Here is a 19,041-nt window from a genome sequence, read left to right on the forward strand (position 1 = left end):
GGTATTATTTTGATTTATTTAGGATCTAAAATCAACGAAATTCTTTCAATGCAATCGGCATAATGGTATTTCATTTCTGTAGTAGCAGCACTATTTTTTGCTGTTGCTAATACTGATTTCAAAGCCGTTAATTCTCCTCTTACCAATGCTCTAACGTCAGATTGTGCTACATTATAAAACTCGCCAGAGCGGCCTGGCTTGATTTCGTCCTTCATCAAGTATTCCATTCTTTCAATATAAGCACGTTGTAAGTTTCGGCGATAAATAGTCACTGGAGTAGCAGTACTAGCTTCTTTCCAGATTCCTTTGCGTAGTTCACTTAATAAATTCAAAGCACTGTAGTTAGTAGCGCCTAGAATTTCAGCATCCATCAATCGACCGATACGTTCAAAACTCAATACACTATTCAAATGTCTAGCCTGTAAATTTCTAAAACGCTCTGTATAACCAGCGTAATCGATATTTTTAAGCGTTTTTAGATTCACTAACCAAGTAGGCGAAGCAAAAGCATTTGCCTGCAACCACTTCATCGCTTCTTGCTGTTGTGCTTTGGGTGTTACCGTATAAACAACTCCGATTTGATTTGGTTTTTTAGTGTCTTCATATACACCTCCTACATTGGTTACAACATGACCAACATAGCGACTCCACACACTTAAAAGTTCGTCATACAATTCACTTAAGTCTTCATAATTATTAGTCACATCACTAGTCCATTCTGATAAATGTGCCGCAACATATTCTAGATTTTTAAGTCCGTAGCTACTGGCTTTCATCGAATTATTTCCAATGTCTTCTGTTTGTGAACTTGGATCAAAACTACTACTTTGCTTCCCAAACTTATACATTGGGTCGCCCGCTTTTTCAAGAATCCATTTGTCTAATGTAGCAACTTCTGATTCTGGAGAAACCGAGTTTGGAATTACTCTATACCCCCAGTTTAATGCATAGTGATCATAAGGTCCCATTTGACGAATGAAACGAACTCCTTTATCGCCAGGCTGAGCGATATAATTAAAACGAGCATAATCCATTAAACTCGCTGCGATTCCGTTTTTTTGTGTAAAAGCACCATCTCGATAACTCTCTGTATCATAAGCGCAACTTGCGCCCATATTATGAGGAAAACCAAGCGCATGTCCTACTTCATGGGCAATAACCATACGCATCATTTCTCCCATTTCCTCATCACTGGTGTTTAAAGTTCTTGCAGAAGGATTTGCAGCGCCTGTTTCTAACAAATAGCGGTTGCGATACGAACGCAAGTGGTTGTGGTACCAGATAACATCACTCTCGATTATTTCTCCCGTTCGTGGATCAGAAACACTAGGACCAACTGCATTACGAGTCGTACTAGCAACATAACGAATTACCGAATAACGTATATCCTCTGGACTAAACTCAGGATCTTCTTCCTTTGTGGGAGCATCCTTTGCAATAATCGCATTTTTAAAACCTGCGGTCTCAAATGGTTTTTGCCATTCCTCAATTCCTTGTCTAATGTACTTACGCAACTTTTCTGGCGTAGCTGGATCTAGGTAATACACGATGGGTTTAATGGGTTCTACCAATTCGCCTTTGGCATAAGCCACAGGATCTTTCGGCTCTAATCTCCATCTGCGGATGTAGGTCTTTTGATCTGACTTTAATTCCTCACTACCATAATCGTACTGACTCATTGTAAACCAACCTACTCTTGGATCAGCAAGACGGGGCTGCATCAATTTTTCAGGTAGCAAAATCATCGATTGATTCATCTGCATACTTATCGTCTCTGTATCTTCCTGCACTGGCGGCTTACTCGCATTATAGGTAAAATCTTGAATTACCTCGATATTCATTGGAAAACTCTTCATCGCAGTGATAAAACTACGAGAATCATCCATCCCTTTTACCTTGTACGTCTCTCTCATACTAGCAGATAATCCACTGATAGCCTTAACATCAGTTCCGTAAAATTTAGTTACATCGATAACGGTATTGGCGGAGTCTTTGCTGAAAGCAGCAATATCAAATGCAAATAAGGTCGGTTCGTAATTATTGTTTTTTACCGAAATACTAATAGGTAAACTATCATTGGCAACTGCATTATAGGACTTTAATTTGATTAGAATTTTATCTTGAAAACGCTGCCAAACGATCAATTGCTCATTAGTTTCTGAACCTGCATTTACATAACCACCTCCAAGATTAGATGGCAGTTTAGATATCCTACTTACAAGAAGCATGTCTTTATCTAATAAGCGATTGGGAATCTCGAAATAATATTTTCTATCTACTTTATGTACTTTAAACAAACCATCATCAGTGATGGCGCCTTTAGTAATTACCTTATCATAGTCCTTAATGGTGGCTTCAGGTTTTTTTTCGGGCGGAGTAACTGCTTCCGTTTTTTTGTTTTTCTTACGCTTCGATTGCGCAAATTGAGTATTTGGAGCCAACATAAAGGCGGCCAAAGTGGTCAAAATGAATAATTTCTTCATTTATAGGTTATTTATTGATTAATCAAGCTCAAAAATAATTTTAACCCCATCCTTTCTCGTTTTTATGAAAAAATTTAACTTATAATTAACAATTGTTGCGAGTTTTTGGACGGGTCCCTATGGGACGGGTTTTCTGTTACAATCACTTTTATCACGTCTAGTACCAAAAACAAGATAATATAAGAGGGGATTTCACCCTACGCTTATGGATCAACCCCTCACGCAAGGCAAAGTCAACCAAAGCACACACGCTAAACAAAAGACAATAGCATATAAAATATCAGTAAATCCACCTCAATTAAAAATCGTTTTATTTTCACTTTAGCCAAAAACAATTCAAAACATTTTCCGACCTTGTCATTCCTTAAAATAGCATAGCAACTAATGGATTTATTCAGCACTGAAATTGGAGAAAATAAAAACCTGCTTCCCAAAGATGGAACCGTAAACTATTACGGGCATATTATGACTATGCAGAAAGCTAACTTCTACCTGAAGAATTTACTGGAAACCATCGCTTGGAAAAACGACGAAGCTATAATTTTTGGTAAACTCATTATTACAAAAAGAAAAGTCGCTTGGTACGGAGATACAAATTTTAACTACACCTATTCTAATACAACGAAGCACGCCTTAATCTGGACTGCGGAATTACTAGATTTAAAAGCCTTGGTGGAAGAAAAAACCGGCGAAACTTACAATTCCTGCCTGCTTAATTTATACCATAACGGCAGCGAAGGCATGGCTTGGCACAGTGACGGCGAAAAAGATTTAAAGAAAAACGGTGCGATTGCCTCGCTAAGCTTTGGTGCTGAACGAAAATTTGCCTTTAAACACAAAGAAACTAAAGAAACCGTATCGCAAATCTTAGCCCACGGAAGCCTACTGGTTATGAAAGAAGAAACCCAAACCCACTGGCTGCACCGCCTCCCTCCCACTACACGTGTTACTAGTCCTAGAGTGAATCTTACTTTTAGAACAATTGATTTGAAATAATCTCCTATAATTTGAAAAAGTTTTGCGATATCACTAAAAGTAGGTATTGTCTTATTCGGATTTAAAGTGTTTCTTTACTACAATCTATATACCCTAAAAAGCAATGGCTTTTTAATGTTCCATAATAGATTTTATTACTATAGAACAAGATTAAACCTAAACAACCAAATAAAACTAACTATGAAAAGTGAATGGACCACAAACTACGAAGGATCTGAAATAAAAGTAACCAATAGCTGGTTTTCTGGTGAAAAACTATATGTAAATAATGAGTTGCAAGACGAACAATTAAACTTCATTACACCAAGCCAAATGACTGGAAAACTAATCGCTAAAAATGGAGAACAAATGGATATTAAAACCAATCTCTCTGGTTTCTTTCGCGTGAGTTGCAGGATGTTCATTAATAACAAAAAAGTCGAATTGCAACAAATTAAGTAAAGTGCTTTTATTTAAAAGCTCAATGTCTTGTCCTGAAATAGGTTTACACAAAGGTGTAACAAAATGGAAAGATTTTCTAAAAAATCATCATCAAAATGGCACGATGGATATAGTGAAGAATTTAAAAGATTTGTTTATGAAAAATTTTTAAGAAGTTTTGCAACAAAACAAGAAATTGAAATTGAATATAGTATTGGAAAACCCAATAGCGGGGAAATTCTTTCCGTGCCCGCAATAAAAGAAATATTAAATCAGACCGACCAGCTAAATTAATCACGCAACGCAATCAAATGACAACTTTTCCCGTACTAGCTTCCACATTATCAGAAAAAGATTTAGGCAAATTTATAATAGAAAAATACAACTTAAATAGCAGTTTTGAATGTAAATTATATAGAACTGGAGTAAATCACACTTATTTTATTTCAGACTCAGACAAAAAATATGTTGTTAGAGTTTACTGCTATAATTGGAGAAGCAAAACAGAAATAATAGAAGAATTGCAACTTTTAACAATACTTAAAAACAATAATCTTTCGATTTCATATCCAATTTCTGATGAAAATGATGAATTAATCCAGGAAATTAATGCTCCCGAAGGAGTTCGTTATGTTGTGCTTTTTTCATTTGCAAAAGGCGAAAAGACACGATTTATGACAAATGAAAATTGTTTTAAAGTTGGTTCGATTATGGCAAAGATTCACAATCTAACAGAAAACAAAAAAATCAACAGAATAAATTATACTTCCGAAATACTTTTAGAAAAATCTTATAATTATTTGAAAACCTTTTTTTCTGAAGATTTAAATGAAATGCGTTTTTTGAAAGAAACAGGAATAGAAATCGCAAAAACCTTTGGAGAAACTAATTTAGTCGAAAATCAAAAAGGAATAGTTCATCTTGACATTTGGTATGATAATTTTAGCATAACTGTAGAAAATGAAATCACACTATTTGACTTTGATAATTGTGGTAATGGAAATCTTATTTTAGACATTGGCTATTTCTGCAAACAATTATTTTTTATCGAACAAGACAAAAAGCAATATGAATCTAAAGCCAAAAGCTTTATTGATGGCTACAAAAAATTTAGAGAATTATCAGATACAGAGATTAGTTTAATTCCAGAAGCTGGAGCATCGATTTTCATTTTCTATCTTGGTGTACAAGCCCAACGATTTGATTGGTCTAATATCTTTTTAACAGAAAACTATCTAAAAATGTTTGTTGGAAGAATAAAAAATTGGATTGATTATCATGAAAACAAAAAATTAACGGCGACTAACAGCTAAGAACCCGATAGCACGGAAATCTGGGCCCACATAAAAGAAATACTGAATCTCATCTATCTAATAAGTTACAACACTAGAGCAGGCATAAAATAAGTTAGATCCAAAACATTGGTATTCAACTTCACAAATAAGCCCTCTCGATTGCTATCAAGAGGGCTTATTTGTTGTAAATTAGACTATTTAATTAAGGCGGTTATTCTCCTTCTTCGGTTAAATTCGTTTTAGAATATCCTCTCCATTTCTCAATACAATCCTGGAAATCCTGAGGTAATTCAGTATCAAAACGCATCATCTCGCCCGTTGTAGGATGAACAAATCCAAGGGTTTTAGCATGTAAAGCTTGTCTTGGTAATATTTTGAAACAATTATCAATAAACTGTTTGTATTTAGTAAACGTAGTTCCTTTCAAAATCAAATGACCGCCATAACGCTCGTCATTAAATAAAGTATGACCTATGTGCTTTAAATGAACGCGTATTTGATGCGTTCTTCCTGTTTCCAGTTGGCACGAAATCAAAGTCACATAACCAAAACGTTCCAAAACCTTGTAATGCGTTACCGCTGGCTTCCCTATTTCAGGATCGGCAAAAACAGCCATTTGCATGCGGTCTTTTACGTGACGTGCCACATTTCCTTCAATTGTACCTTCATCAGCCACCACATTTCCCCAAACCAAAGCTACATACTCTCTTTCAGAAGATTTGGCTTCAAATTGTTTGGCTAGATGCGACATCGCCGCATCGGTTTTGGCAATCACTAATAATCCTGAAGTGTCTTTGTCAATTCGGTGTACTAATCCTGGTCTTTCGCTGCTGTTCATTGGCAAATTATCAAAATGATAAGCCAAGGCATGCACTAAAGTTCCAGTATAATTGCCGTGTCCGGGATGAACTACCATTCCTGGCTGTTTGTTAATCAACAACAAGGTATCGTCTTCATAAACAATATCCAAAGGGATATTCTCCGGTATAATATGATTTTCATAAGGTGGATGCGTCAACATCACACGCACCACATCAAAAGCTTTTACTTTATAATTCGACTTTACAATAGCGTCATTTACAAAAATATTCCCTTCACTAGCTGCAGTTTGAATTTTGTTTCTGGTGGCATTTTGAATCAAACTCATCAAATATTTGTCAATTCGCAAAGGCGCTTGTCCTTTTGGAACTTCAAATTTAAAGTGTTCGTATAATTCTTCTTCTAAGTCAATCGACTCTACATTATTGTTCATTTGGCATTTCTTCTATTGGACTAGCAATACTATCCGTTACTATATCTTCTTCATAACTCGCTTTTCCATCGCCTAAAACCAAATCGATTTTAGAAGATTTCAAGACTTTATCCCCCGCTTGTATGTTTCTTCCTTTAAAACGCATTTCTAGCACCATGTCTTTTCCAAGATTTGGTATGTACGTTATTGTTCCCTCCTCTAGTCCTAAAGCTCTTAAGGTAGGTACCGCTTCGCGATACGTTCTATTTACTAAATCCGGAACTTTCACTGATGAAAAACCGGAACTATTAATTTTAATATAGACTTTTCTACCCACTTTTACTTTCTCGCCTGGCAATGGATCCTGCTGTACGACAGAGAACTTAGGATAATCACTTCTATAATTTACACTATCCAGTAATATATATTGAAGATCTAACGCATCCAGTTTCTCCTCGACTTGCTCCTCTGTTAATCGGCTTAAATTAGGAACTGTAATTTCATTTCCGTGATCAGTTGTAAAAGTCAACCAATGCATAAAGAGATATCCCAGAACGGCAATAATCAAAACGGCTAGAAATACTTGAACAAGAAAAACACGGCTGGTAAGATACTTACGTAAACTCATAAATTTATTTTTATAATACGGCAAAGATATAGCATATTCGTTTCAAAAAAAATGATAATTTTGTTTAATAGTATTTAACGTCGGACTTTAGAGAAAGTGCGAAAACATTTCTATTTTTGATCAATAAGAAATGAAGCTACATTTAAGTTATCGCAACACTAGTTCAGCCAAAAGTGGAACTTTTATAGAGTTGATATTAATTAGGAGCTATTTCCCGTTATCCGCTATATCTTTTTCTTTTTCGTTAAAAAACGAAAAAAGAAAAAGGATGTCGCTTCTACCGGGGCTAAAACACATTCGTTTTCAAAACAACAAGCCTTAAAATTGAGTTTAAATCTAAAAATTTTAAACCTAAAACCTTAAACAACAAAGAATGAAAAATATTGCCATTATCATGGGCGGTTATTCCAGCGAATATAAAATATCACTAATCAGCGGGAATGTTGTGAACCAATACCTGGACAAAACCAAATACAAGGGATTTTGCGTACACATATTACCAGAAAAATGGGTCTATGTAGACGAAGCCGAAAATGAATTTCCCATCGATAAAAATGATTTCTCAGTAACGATTGACGGCGACAAAATCAAATTTGATTGCGTTTTTAATGCCATACACGGTACTCCCGGTGAAGACGGACTCATGCAAGCCTATCTAGAATTGCTAGGGATTCAGCAAACATCATGTGATTATTACCAATCGGCACTTACTTTCAACAAAAGAGATCTACTGTCTGTTTTAAAGCCATACGGAATTAAAAGTGCCCTTTCTTACTACTTAAACAAAGGAGACAAAATCGACACAAATGAAATCGTACAAAAAGTAGGATTGCCTTGTTTTGTAAAACCCAATAAAGCAGGTTCAAGTTTTGGGATTTCGAAAGTAAAGACAGAAGCCGAGTTACCACTTGCAATTGAAATGGCTTATCAAGAAGACAACGAAATCATAATAGAAAGTTTCCTTGACGGTACAGAAGTTTCGGTGGGTGTTATCAATTATAGAGGAAAAATAACTGTTTTGCCCATTACCGAGATTGTTTCCGAAAATGATTTCTTTGACTACGAAGCTAAATATCTTGGGAAATCTCAAGAAATTACGCCAGCCCGCATTTCTGATGAAATGACGGAAAAAGTAGGCACTATCGCAAAGCGTGCTTACGAATTATTAAAAATGAAAGGGTTCTCGAGAAGCGAGTTTATAATTGTAAACGACGAACCCTTCATGTTAGAAATGAATACTGTTCCTGGAATGACGAACGAAAGTTTACTACCACAACAAGCGCTTGCAGCAGGAATTTCACTCGAAGATTTGTTTGCAAATGCGATTGAGTTGGCATTAAAATAAGGGACTATGTCCTCACAGATATAACACAAACTTGTCATTTCGACGAAGGAGAAAACCCATATTAAGAGATTTCTCCTTAGTCGAAATGAAAAATAGAAAAAAGTATAATGAGAAAAGCCATATTTCCTGGATCGTTTGATCCTATAACATTAGGACACGAAGACATCATAAAAAGAGGCGTTTCTCTTTTTGACGAAATAGTCATTGCTATTGGTGTTAATGCCGATAAAAAATACATGTTTTCTATAGAAGACCGAAAGCGTTTTATCGAGGAAACTTTCAAAGACGAACCAAAAGTATCAGTGATTACTTATGAAGGATTGACCATTGATTTATGTCAAAGAATCAAAGCTGATTTCATTCTGCGTGGTTTGCGCAATCCCGCCGATTTTGAATTCGAAAAAGCCATCGCACACACGAACAGACATTTGTCAAAAATAGAAACCGTATTTTTACTAACTGCAGCGCGTACTTCTTACATCAGTTCGAGTATCGTGAGAGACGTTCTCCGTAATGGCGGCGAATACCAAATGTTAGTTCCAAAAGCGGTGAGAGTTAAGTAATTTTCAGGGGCAGTGGTCAGTAGATAGTGTTCAGTTTTCAGTTTTCAGAAAACAGTTAGCCTTGTATTCTAATCAAAATGGAATGCCTTTTTACACCTATAAAATCTATGAATGGATGTGGTTAAAAAATATCATCCCTAATTATTGAACAATAAACTAAATACCACATATCACAAACTTGCAGGAAGTACTTAATAAGCGTATTTTCGCACAATCATAACAAATTTCAACAATGAGTATAGAAAGAGAATTAAACAAAAGAAGCGGATCGAAATGTGAACTTTGTGCAACAACTGAAAACCTAAAAGTATACGAAGTACTACCTACTAAAAAAGGTGGAATAGACGAAAGTATCATGGCTTGCAGCACCTGTATTGACCAAATCGAAACTCCGGGTAATGAAGATCTAAACCATTGGAGATGTCTTAACGACAGCATGTGGAGCGAGCATACGGCAGTACAAGTTGTGTCTTGGAGAATGTTGAGCCGTTTGCGTTCTGCAGGTTGGCCTCAAGAATTAATCGACCAAATGTATTTTGATGAAGATACTCTAGCTTGGGCACAAGCAACAGGTGAAGGAGAAGAAGATGAAAACAAAGTTGTTCACAGAGACAGCAACGGAGTTATTCTGGAAGTTGGTGACTCAGTAGTTTTGATCAAAGATCTAAAAGTAAAAGGTTCTAGTATGGTTGCAAAACAAGGAACTGCCGTGCGTAACATCAGACTAGATCATGAAAATGCCGAATTCATTGAAGGTAAAGTTGACGGTCAAACGATCGTGATTATTACACAGTACGTGAAGAAAATATAGTAATCAGTCGCAGTTTGCAGTATTCAGTGTCCAGTCTCAGTCTCAGTTTACAGTGTTTGGGATGAAAAAGTATTCAGTCTCGGTTAACAGGATTAGCGAGATAAAAACATAAAAAAAAACGTTAGCAGTACATTTTCTGCTAACGTTTTTTTATACATTATTTTTATAACATCAAATGACTCTTTTCATTTTCAGCGCATTCAATAACTGATCACTATAAACTAAGACTCTTCTTCTTTCTTAATCACTTTCCTCGCTACTTCAATTTTAAACTTCTTGCCTTTCATTTTTTGATCTTGAATACTGTGAAGCAAGTCTTTTACTTTATTGAATTTTACGGCCGCAAAAGAAATAAAATCTTTCACTTCGATTAATCCTAAATCGCCTTTTTCTAGCTTTCCTTTTTGAGAAAAGAAACCTACGATATCAATTTTATTCAATTTGTTTTTCTTTCCACCACTAATATAGATGGTTTGAAATTCTGGAGGTTTTGGTAAAGAAACATTTTCTGCTACTTTAAAAACTTCCATTCCATAATCTACATAGTCTAACTTCTTCTCGCTTTCATGTGCAATGATGTAAGCCGTTCCCGAAGCAGTCATACGAGCTGTTCTACCGTTTCTATGTGTAAATTCATCCTCTTTTAATGGTAAATGATAATGAATAACATGATTCATTTCGGGGATATCAAGACCACGAGCCGCTAAATCTGTAGTAATTAAATAACTCACACTTCCATTTCTAAATTGGATTAATGCGCGTTCTCTCTCGTCTTGATCCATTCCGCCATGATAGTAGGTCGAATAGATTCCTTTTTCGTTTAGAGTGTCACTAATGCGCTCTGCAGCGTCTCTATGATTGCAAAAAACGATAGCCGATTGTGATTTCAACGAACAAATAAGCGCAAACAAACTTCCTATTTTGTCCTTTTCCTTAGAAACAACAATTTTTGTAGAGAGATTAGTTTCTTCCTCATTTTCTGGAATAAAATCCAAAATCGTTGGGTTAACAACTCTAGTATATTTTGGAATCTCAATATCTGAAGTTGCCGAAACTAAAACGCGTTTGTTTAGTTTGGTCAATTTCCCAATAATAAACGACATTTGCTCGTGGAAACCCAGTTGCAATGACTTGTCAAATTCATCCAAAATCAAGGTTTGAATTTTATCAGTTCTAAAAGTTCCTCTGTCAATATGATCTGCGATACGCCCAGGAGTTCCTATTAAAACAGCTGGCGGATTGCTTAAATTCTTGATTTCTGTGTCAATAGAGTGTCCACCGTAACATACATTTACTTTATAATCTGTACCCATTTTTTTCCAAACCTGCTCAATTTGAAGCCCTAATTCTCTCGAAGGAACTAGAATCAAACATTGAACCGAAAGGATTTCGGGTTGTAACATTTCTAATATTGGCAATAAAAAAGCCAGGGTCTTCCCTGAACCTGTAGGCGAAAGCAACAGTACATTGTTATCATTTAAGATCGTTTCTTGTGCTGCTTCCTGCATTTCATTTAGGTTATCGATTCCTAAATTAAATAGTATATTATTCGAATGGTGTCTCTTATTCATTTTGCAAAGGTAAATATGAAATATGATTTATAGGTTATGAATTACGAGTTTTATTACTATTGCCATTTGTATTACTATTTTTATTGATACTGCAATTGATGTTCCCGTTGATATTATCATTGAAATTGTAATTGGCATTGCCATTGAAATCCCCATTAAAAAAATATTATATTTGATTTCTGTAAAAAACTAAAACATGAAATTTTTCACTATTCCGCTATTACTTCTCACAATTTCAATTTTTGCTCAAAAAGATGCTAAGTACAGCACACATTTCGAAAAAGGAAACGGAAATCAAACAGCAACTTATCAAGAAACCATTGCATATTACAGCTTGTTAGCTAAGGATTTCGCATCAATAAAAATGATAGAAATGGGCGCAACCGACAGTGGCGAACCCTTGCATCTTGTGATTTTCAATCCCGAAAAGTCATTCGACCTTGACAAAATTCAGAAGAATAAAGCCGTTCTATTAATAAATAACGGTATCCATGCTGGCGAACCAGACGGAATTGATGCCACTATGCAGTTGTTTCGGGATTTGGCTTTAGGAAAAATTAAAATTCCAAAGAACACTGTTGTTTCCACGATTCCAGTGTATAATATTGGCGGAGCTTTAAATAGAAATTCGAACTCAAGAGCAAATCAAGATGGACCTGAAATTTATGGTTTTAGAGGAAATGGCCGGAATTATGATTTGAACAGGGATTTCATAAAGTCAGATACTCGAAATATGAAAAGCTTTACTGAAATATTTCACAAATTAAACCCGGATGTTTTTATAGACAACCATGTAAGCAACGGAGCTGATTATCAGTACAAACTAACCTACATTATGACACAGAAAAACCAACTAGGAACCGTCTTAGGTAACTATTTGGATGGTGAAATGATGCCTTCTATAGTTCTTGATTTACAGAAAAAAAACATCCCAACAACTCCTTATGTGAATGCTTTTAGCGAAACACCAGACAATGGTTTTGCGCAATTTTTCGACAGCCCTAGATATTCCACAGGCTACACTTCCTTATTTAATACCATTGGCTTTGTTGTGGAAACACACATGCTAAAAAAATATGCTGATAGGGTTAAAGTAACCTACGAATACATGACTTCGACCATTGATTTTATGGATGCAAATCACCAAAAAATCAAACAAAAACGTTCTAAAAACGAAGAACAATTCGAACCACGAAAATCGTACACCCTCAAATGGCAACTTGACACCACAAAAGTCTCTAAATTTTCATTTTTAGGCTTCGAAGCCGGACGTAAAAAAAGTGAGGCGACAAGCGGTGACAGACTTTTCTATGACAGAGCTAAACCATTCGAAAAAGAAATTCCCTATCTAAAAGAATACAAATCTGTAAAAGAAATTACGATACCAACGGCTTATATTATCCCAAAGGCATTTTGGAATGTCATAGACTTACTAAAAAGTAACAAAATCGCTTATACCCAACTAAAAAAAGACACCCTAATCGAAGTCGAGAGCTACAAAATCGCAGACTTTAAAACATCAGGTGCCGCTTATGAAGGACATTACATCCATCGAGACACTAAAATAAGTAGTATAAAGGAAAATCTGGCTTTCGCCAAAGGAGACTATGTTGTCGCTACAGAACAAAAAGGCATCAAATATCTATTAGAAACCCTAGAACCAGAGGGAATTGATTCTTTTTTCAACTGGAATTTCTTCGATACAATGTTACAACAAAAAGAAGGTTATTCTGACTATGTTTTTGAAGATACCGCAGCCCAAATCCTAAAAGACAATCCTAAACTAAAAGCAGAACTAGATCAGAAAAAGAAAGAGGATCCCAAATTTGCTAATAGTCCACAAGCACAGTTAGACTGGGTGTACAAACACTCTGTGTATTATGAAAAAGCACATTTGCAATATCCAATTTATCGCGTTTTATAAACTAAAAGAAATATCGCCGAAAGTCTGCTAGGATAAAATTTAGCCACGAATTAGCACTAATTAATTTGTGAAAATTCGTGTAATTCGTGGCTAAAAAAAATTAAGAAACTAAAACGAAATACGCCAAACTATCTAGTATACACCGAAAATATTAACAAAAAAAAACTCTTAATCTAGGAGTTTTTCTTCTTCAAATAATAATTTTATGTTTTCGTAGGAGTTTTTGAGAGCCTCTGGAATGTCCTCTGGCTTCAACCATGCTACTTTTTCTATGCCTTCTTCTATCTGACCTACAGGCGTACCTTCAAAGTCAGAATACATTTCGAACCAATGAGTGATTTTAAGTTTGTATTTCCCATTGCGCTTAAAAACATGATATGTTTTTTGGAGTTTACTTAAAATTCGTAAATTACCTACACCCGTTTCTTCCTCTACTTCTCGCATCGCGGTATTTTCAATCGCCTCGCCCTTATTGATTCCGCCTTTGGGTAAATCCCATTTTCCATTCCTGAAAATAAACAAAATCTCGCCGTGTTTATTATGAACAAGCCTCCTCCAGCCTTACAAACAGGAATCTTAGCTTTCAAAGTCTTCATAATTTCCTTTTCATCGGGATGATAGAGATAGGCTTTTTGAATTTTATTTTGAAATATTTTTACGATAAGTTGCTCAATGTCTATACTCTCGAGTAAGAACAATTGAAAATCTGTTTCTTTTGAAATTATATTTGTCAAAAAAAGTGGTTTGTCGTTAACAAAAACTTTATACATTTGTATTATGATTTTTAATAAAGATACTGCCGAAAAAACAGCCGAATTGCTTTTACAAATAAATGCAATTAAATTGAATCCAGGAAATCCTTTTACATGGGCTTCTGGATGGAAATCACCTATTTATTGTGATAACCGACTAATTCTCTCATTTCCAGCGATAAGAAATTACGTTAGAGATGAATTTTCTAAAAATATAGAAAAACAATTTGGAAAACCAGATGTTATTGCCGGTGTAGCCACTGGAGCAATAGGAATTGGGATGCTTGTTGCCGAGAGCATGGGGCTTCCATTTGTCTATGTTAGACCAGAAGCAAAGAAACACGGGCGTCAAAACCAAGTGGAAGGTTTCTTGCAAAAAGGACAAAATGTAGTGGTTGTAGAAGATTTAATAAGCACAGGAAGTAGCAGCTTGAATGCTGTTGAGGCCTTGCGTGCTGCTGGTGCAAATATAAAAGGAATGGCTGCCATATTTACCTATGGGTTTGATGTTGCTGAACAAAACTTTAAAGCTGCCAATATCGATTTATACACTTTGAGTAACTACCAAAACTTGTTAACCTTGGCTGTTGCCAAAAGTTATATTACTGAAAAAGAAGAAAAAACATTAAGAGAATGGAACGTTACTCCATCAACTTGGGATGTTGAAGCCAAATAAAACTAACAAAATATGAACTTAGAAAGTCCAAAAGTTACTGTTCAAAAATCAGCGCAAGAATTATTTGATTTATTGACAGATGTGAAAAGCTTTGAAAAATTAATGCCAGATAACATCGCAAAATTTGAGGTAATCGGCGACGATGCTTTTATTTTTGGATTAAAAGGAATGCCAGAGATTAAATTGAAAATGAAAGAAAAAGTAGCACCAAGCAAAGTGGTACTTGGAGCTGCAAGCGATAAATTGCCTTTCACTCTAATAGCAAATATTGATACCGTTTCTGATAGTTCAAGTGCTGTTAAACTTGATTTTGAAGGAGATTTCAATCCGATGATGGCGATGATGATAAAAGGACCAATTGGTAAATTTATCGAAACATTAGCTAGTAATATGTCTAAATTGTAACAATTGACCTCAAAATATTTAAAGCCTTTTAGTGCAAACTGAAAGGCTTTTTTATTTTCAAAAAATACAATCTAACCTTCTTCAATACAACATTTGAATTTCCTTGATACTGTATTCGGCAATACTATCATCTTCTAAAAGTACCTGCAGTTTTCCATAAGCTGAAACACCCTGAATAATCCCCATGAAATTCACATTAAATTGATCTTTAAAAGGCATTGGAATTCCTTTTTTAAAAAGTCGATCCGTATATTTAGACCATAAACCTTCTGATTCGCTTTCTATTTTAGCAATGTTTTGTTTCATTTTTTCGACAATAGAAACAAGCAGCTGATTTTTGTCAAAATGAGTACCACAAATCGCGGCTAAGGAAGATGCTTTGGGTAAATTATCGAAGTTTGTTTGATTAATATTAAGTCCTAATCCCACAACAGAAGAAACAGCGCCGTCGCTTTTGAGGCTGTTTTCTATCAAAATGCCACCTATTTTAAAATTATATGACATAATGTCGTTTGGCCATTTTATGCGTACTTCGGGAATATTGTAAATTTCTAAAGCATCAACAACTGCTGTTGCAATGGCAATATTGAGATTATAAATCTGTTTTATGTTTAACAACGGATCTTTTACAAAAACGCTTATTATCAGATTCTTACCCTTCTCAGAGTCCCAAACAGCACCCATCTGCCCTTTTCCTTTAGTTTGTTTTTCGGCAACTACAACAGTAAAATTATCTAATTCCTGCCTATTTGATAGCCCCTTAAGAAACTCATTTGTTGAATCTATGGCATCGAGTTTGATTAGTTTCATTTGTAATTATTTACGCAACAACATTTAATATTATGTTAAGGTCCAAAAATAATCACAAAAAATGGTAACTTTACAAACTTATATAAAAATAATTCATGGCAAAAAAGACGATAAATAATGATGACCTTCTGGCAAACATTATTAAGGGAATCGAAGAAGTAAAAGGAAATGACATAGATATTCTCGACTTAAGGGATATTGACACCGCAGTATGCGACTATTTTGTTATCTGTAACGGAAACTCAAACACACAAGTTAATGCAATTGTTGGCTCCATTCAAAAAACAGTATCTAAAGAATTAAAAGACAAGCCTTGGCATGTTGAAGGTACTGGTAATGCAGAATGGGTACTTATGGATTATGTTAATATAGTAGTTCATGTTTTCCAAAAACAAATCCGCGAATATTACAACATCGAGAGTTTGTGGGGAGACGCTAAAATAACTACGATAGAAAACAAATACTAAAGAAAGAAAAACAAGAATGGCTAAAGATAACAATCCAACTCCTAATAAATTTAAAGTAAGCCCTTGGCTAGTTTATACAGCCATATTACTTATCTTCTTATTTATTAGTTTCGTAACTGGTAGCTCCAGTTTACAAGAACCAGCACAAATAACATCTTCTAAATTTAATGAACTTTTAGAAAAAGGTTCCATTGAAAAGGTAATCGTTTATAACAAATCGGAAGCGGAAGTTTTCCTAAATGCTGCTGCGCTAAAATCATCTGACAACAAAAAAGTTGCAAAAGATATTTTTGATAGTCCTAATAAAGGGCCACATTATACTTTTATTATTGGGAACGACCAAATTTTACAAAACAAACTAGAGAAAGCGGTTAGTGAAGGTAAATTAAAAGATTTCAATTTCTTGTCAAAAAGCAATTGGTCTGATATTTTCATCAGCTTACTACCTATTATCATCATCATTGGAGTTTGGATTTTTATAATGAGAAAAATGTCAGGCGGCGGCGGTGGCGGTAGCGGACAAATTTTCAACATTGGAAAATCAAAAGCAAAACTTTTTGACGAAAAAACAGATGTGAAAACTACTTTTAAAGATGTTGCTGGACTCGAAGGAGCAAAAGAAGAGATACAAGAAATTGTAGAGTTCTTGAAAAACCCAGAGAAATACACAAATCTTGGTGGTAAAATTCCAAAAGGAGCCTTACTTGTAGGGCCTCCAGGAACAGGAAAAACTTTATTAGCAAAAGCTGTAGCTGGAGAAGCGCAAGTGCCTTTCTTCTCGTTATCAGGTTCTGATTTTGTTGAAATGTTTGTAGGCGTAGGTGCTTCACGTGTACGTGACCTATTTAAACAAGCAAAAGAAAAATCTCCTGCGATCATTTTCATTGATGAAATTGATGCTGTAGGTAGAGCAAGAGGAAAAAGCAATATGTCAGGCGGAAATGACGAAAGAGAAAATACGCTGAATCAATTACTGACAGAGATGGACGGTTTTGGTACTAATTCAAATGTAATTGTATTAGCAGCAACCAACAGAGCTGATGTTCTAGATAAAGCATTAATGCGTGCGGGTCGTTTTGACAGACAAATATTTGTGGATTTACCAGACATTCGGGAGCGTGCTGAAATCTTTAAAGTACACCTTGGACCATTGAAAAAAGTTGAAGGTCTTGATACTGACTTTTTAGCAAAACAAACTCCTGGTTTCTCTGGAGCTGATATTGCTAATGTTTGTAATGAAGCGGCATTAATTGCAGCGAGATACAACAAAACTGCAGTTGATAAACAAGATTTCTTAGATGCTGTTGACAGAATCGTAGGTGGTCTTGAAAAGAAAAACAAAATTGTAACTCCTGGAGAAAAGAAAGCAATCGCTATTCACGAAGCAGGACACGCAACCGTAAGTTGGATGTTAGAGCATGCAGCACCACTTATCAAAGTAACGATTGTTCCTAGAGGACAAAGTCTTGGTGCAGCTTGGTACCTACCTGAAGAGCGTTTAATTGTTCGTGCTGACCAGATGTTAGACGAAATGTGTGCAACTATGGGAGGAAGAGCAGCTGAGAAAGTGACTTTCGGCAGAATTTCTACAGGCGCATTAAGCGATTTAGAAAAAGTTACTAAACAAGCACGTGCTATGGTAACGGTTTACGGATTGAATGATAAAATAGGAAATGTTACTTACTATGATTCAACAGGACAAAGTGAATACAATTTCTCTAAACCATATTCTGAAGAAACTGCAAAAGTAATTGATACTGAAATTTCATTATTGATTGAAACACAGTACCAAAGAGCAATTCAAATATTAGAAGAGAACAAAGACAAACTAAATCAACTAGCAGACATTCTTATTGAAAAAGAAGTTATCTTCAAAGATGACCTAGAAGCTATTTTCGGAAAAAGAACATTTGATAAAAACCTTGAAGAGGTGGTATCTTAAAAAAAGACATATATCTCACTTATTTTTAAAATCTTAATTCAAAAATCACTTTTGAATTAAGATTTTTTTATCTTTGAACGGTTTCAACTTAATATATAAAGTACCTTAACAAAATATGAGTCTTTTCAGAAAAATTTTTGGTTCTAGTATTTCAGCTTCAGATGAGGAAAAAGAGAAAGAAAAAAACAGCTCTAGTCCTGACATGACCACTATGTCTATTGACGAACAATTCATCTATAATTTCAAGAAAAATGGCGGTAAATTTCTATACTGCGAAACTTTAGAGGAAGTAAAAGAACAATTCGAAAATATTCTCCAAGAAAATGACTGGTATGAAAGTAACGTACTATGTTATGAGCCCAAATTGTTTAGTTTACTAGATGAAAACAAACTTACTTATGTAAAGGGTGTAGAACCAAAGTTCCTTTTTTCACATTGTGAAAACCTAATCGCCGAAGAAGGTTCTATCTTATTTTGTTCCAAACAAATTAAGCAGCATAAGCCAAATGAATTGCCCATTAATATTGTTGTTGTAGCAACAACATCCCAAATTGTTGCAATAAAAAGCGATGGACTGTCTACTATAAAAAAGAAGTACGAAAGCGATATCCCAACAAACATTACCGCTATAAAATATTTTGAAAAAGCAAAAGAAGAAGACTTCACCCAATATGGTAGTGTCGCTAAAAATCTATATTTGTTGCTTTTAGAAGATCTTTAAA

Annotated in this window: 18 protein-coding genes and 1 pseudogene; 13 read left to right on the plus strand and 6 right to left on the minus strand. The window is 35.1% G+C overall.

The window, feature by feature from the left end; genetic code table 11:
- Positions 1–14: 14 nt before the first annotated feature.
- Positions 15–2,483: a zinc-dependent metalloprotease gene (locus FQU23_RS12270; protein ID WP_147674082.1), complete on the minus strand. Its 2,469-nt coding sequence runs from the start codon at positions 2,481–2,483 to the stop codon at positions 15–17.
- A 384-nt stretch (positions 2,484–2,867) separates the two neighbouring features.
- On the opposite strand from FQU23_RS12270, the gene FQU23_RS12275 reads away from it, so the two are divergent.
- The 4 genes from FQU23_RS12275 to FQU23_RS12290 all read left to right on the plus strand — a co-directional run bounded on the left by FQU23_RS12275 (position 2,868) and on the right by FQU23_RS12290 (position 5,212).
- Positions 2,868–3,479 carry an alpha-ketoglutarate-dependent dioxygenase AlkB family protein gene (locus FQU23_RS12275; protein ID WP_147674083.1) on the plus strand — a complete coding sequence of 204 codons (612 nt, stop codon included), beginning with the start codon at positions 2,868–2,870 and terminating at the stop codon, positions 3,477–3,479.
- A 180-nt stretch (positions 3,480–3,659) separates the two neighbouring features.
- Entirely contained in the window at positions 3,660–3,920 is a 261-nt protein-coding gene (locus tag FQU23_RS12280; RefSeq protein WP_147674084.1) for a hypothetical protein, read from the plus strand.
- A gap of 63 nt (positions 3,921–3,983) precedes the next feature.
- Entirely contained in the window at positions 3,984–4,193 is a 210-nt protein-coding gene (locus FQU23_RS12285; RefSeq protein ID WP_147674085.1) for a hypothetical protein, read from the plus strand.
- Positions 4,194–4,210: 17 nt separating this feature from the next.
- A complete protein-coding gene (locus FQU23_RS12290) occupies positions 4,211–5,212 on the plus strand; it encodes a phosphotransferase (RefSeq protein WP_147674086.1) in 1,002 nt (333 codons plus the stop codon).
- Between the two features lie 193 nt (positions 5,213–5,405).
- On the opposite strand, the gene FQU23_RS12295 is transcribed toward FQU23_RS12290, so the two are convergent.
- The gene (locus FQU23_RS12295) at positions 5,406–6,446 is read right to left on the minus strand and encodes an RluA family pseudouridine synthase (protein WP_147674087.1); all 1,041 of its coding nucleotides are present in this window, start codon (positions 6,444–6,446) and stop codon (positions 5,406–5,408) included.
- Positions 6,436–7,053, minus strand: coding sequence for a PASTA domain-containing protein (locus FQU23_RS12300; RefSeq protein WP_147674088.1), 618 nt, complete (start codon positions 7,051–7,053; stop codon positions 6,436–6,438). Before FQU23_RS12300 ends, FQU23_RS12295 begins: the two co-directional genes overlap by 11 nt.
- Positions 7,054–7,426: 373 nt before the next feature.
- Here FQU23_RS12300 and FQU23_RS12305 point away from each other — a divergent pair, with 373 nt between their 5' ends.
- From FQU23_RS12305 to FQU23_RS12315, 3 genes are all read left to right on the plus strand, one after another.
- Positions 7,427–8,398 carry a D-alanine--D-alanine ligase gene (locus tag FQU23_RS12305; RefSeq protein ID WP_147674089.1) on the plus strand — a complete coding sequence of 324 codons (972 nt, stop codon included), beginning with the start codon at positions 7,427–7,429 and terminating at the stop codon, positions 8,396–8,398.
- Between the two features lie 107 nt (positions 8,399–8,505).
- Positions 8,506–8,961, plus strand: a complete 456-nt coding sequence (gene coaD, locus FQU23_RS12310; RefSeq protein WP_132112395.1) for a pantetheine-phosphate adenylyltransferase — start codon at positions 8,506–8,508, stop codon at positions 8,959–8,961.
- 232 nt (positions 8,962–9,193) lie between these two features.
- A complete protein-coding gene (locus tag FQU23_RS12315) occupies positions 9,194–9,772 on the plus strand; it encodes a PhnA domain-containing protein (protein WP_147674090.1) in 579 nt (192 codons plus the stop codon).
- A 221-nt stretch (positions 9,773–9,993) separates the two neighbouring features.
- Here FQU23_RS12315 and FQU23_RS12320 read toward each other — a convergent pair whose 3' ends face one another.
- Entirely contained in the window at positions 9,994–11,343 is a 1,350-nt protein-coding gene (locus tag FQU23_RS12320; protein WP_147674091.1) for a DEAD/DEAH box helicase, read from the minus strand.
- Positions 11,344–11,539: 196 nt separating this feature from the next.
- On the opposite strand from FQU23_RS12320, the gene FQU23_RS12325 reads away from it, so the two are divergent.
- Positions 11,540–13,267: a M14 family metallopeptidase gene (locus tag FQU23_RS12325; RefSeq protein ID WP_147674092.1), complete on the plus strand. Its 1,728-nt coding sequence runs from the start codon at positions 11,540–11,542 to the stop codon at positions 13,265–13,267.
- Positions 13,268–13,435: 168 nt separating this feature from the next.
- Here the strand turns inward: FQU23_RS12325 and FQU23_RS12330 are convergent.
- Positions 13,436–14,037 (minus strand): annotated as a pseudogene (locus FQU23_RS12330) (NUDIX hydrolase).
- 7 nt (positions 14,038–14,044) lie between these two features.
- Between FQU23_RS12330 and pyrE the strand changes: the two are divergent.
- Both pyrE and FQU23_RS12340 read left to right on the plus strand, forming a co-directional pair.
- Complete coding sequence (gene pyrE / locus FQU23_RS12335; protein WP_132112405.1) at positions 14,045–14,695, plus strand: orotate phosphoribosyltransferase; 651 nt, start codon at positions 14,045–14,047, stop codon at positions 14,693–14,695.
- A gap of 12 nt (positions 14,696–14,707) precedes the next feature.
- Positions 14,708–15,100 carry an SRPBCC family protein gene (locus tag FQU23_RS12340; RefSeq protein WP_132112407.1) on the plus strand — a complete coding sequence of 131 codons (393 nt, stop codon included), beginning with the start codon at positions 14,708–14,710 and terminating at the stop codon, positions 15,098–15,100.
- Between the two features lie 81 nt (positions 15,101–15,181).
- Here the strand turns inward: FQU23_RS12340 and FQU23_RS12345 are convergent, their stop codons facing one another.
- Positions 15,182–15,910 carry a biotin--[acetyl-CoA-carboxylase] ligase gene (locus tag FQU23_RS12345; RefSeq protein ID WP_147674093.1) on the minus strand — a complete coding sequence of 243 codons (729 nt, stop codon included), beginning with the start codon at positions 15,908–15,910 and terminating at the stop codon, positions 15,182–15,184.
- Positions 15,911–16,005: 95 nt separating this feature from the next.
- Here FQU23_RS12345 and rsfS point away from each other — a divergent pair, with 95 nt between their 5' ends.
- The 3 genes from rsfS (at position 16,006) to FQU23_RS12360 (ending at position 19,040) form a co-directional block, all read left to right on the plus strand.
- Complete coding sequence (gene rsfS, locus FQU23_RS12350) at positions 16,006–16,377, plus strand: ribosome silencing factor (protein WP_132112411.1); 372 nt, start codon at positions 16,006–16,008, stop codon at positions 16,375–16,377.
- Positions 16,378–16,393: 16 nt separating this feature from the next.
- On the plus strand, positions 16,394–18,319 hold the full coding sequence (gene ftsH / locus FQU23_RS12355) for an ATP-dependent zinc metalloprotease FtsH (protein WP_147674094.1): 1,926 nt from the start codon (positions 16,394–16,396) through the stop codon (positions 18,317–18,319).
- Positions 18,320–18,434: 115 nt separating this feature from the next.
- Positions 18,435–19,040 (plus strand): LUD domain-containing protein, encoded by a 606-nt coding sequence (locus FQU23_RS12360; protein ID WP_147674095.1) that lies wholly within the window; start codon positions 18,435–18,437, stop codon positions 19,038–19,040.
- Position 19,041: the final 1 nt, after the last annotated feature.

Source organism: Flavobacterium sp. XN-5 (assembly GCF_008033395.2).
In the GTDB taxonomy this organism is placed as follows: Bacteria; Bacteroidota; Bacteroidia; order Flavobacteriales; family Flavobacteriaceae; genus Flavobacterium; species Flavobacterium hiemivividum.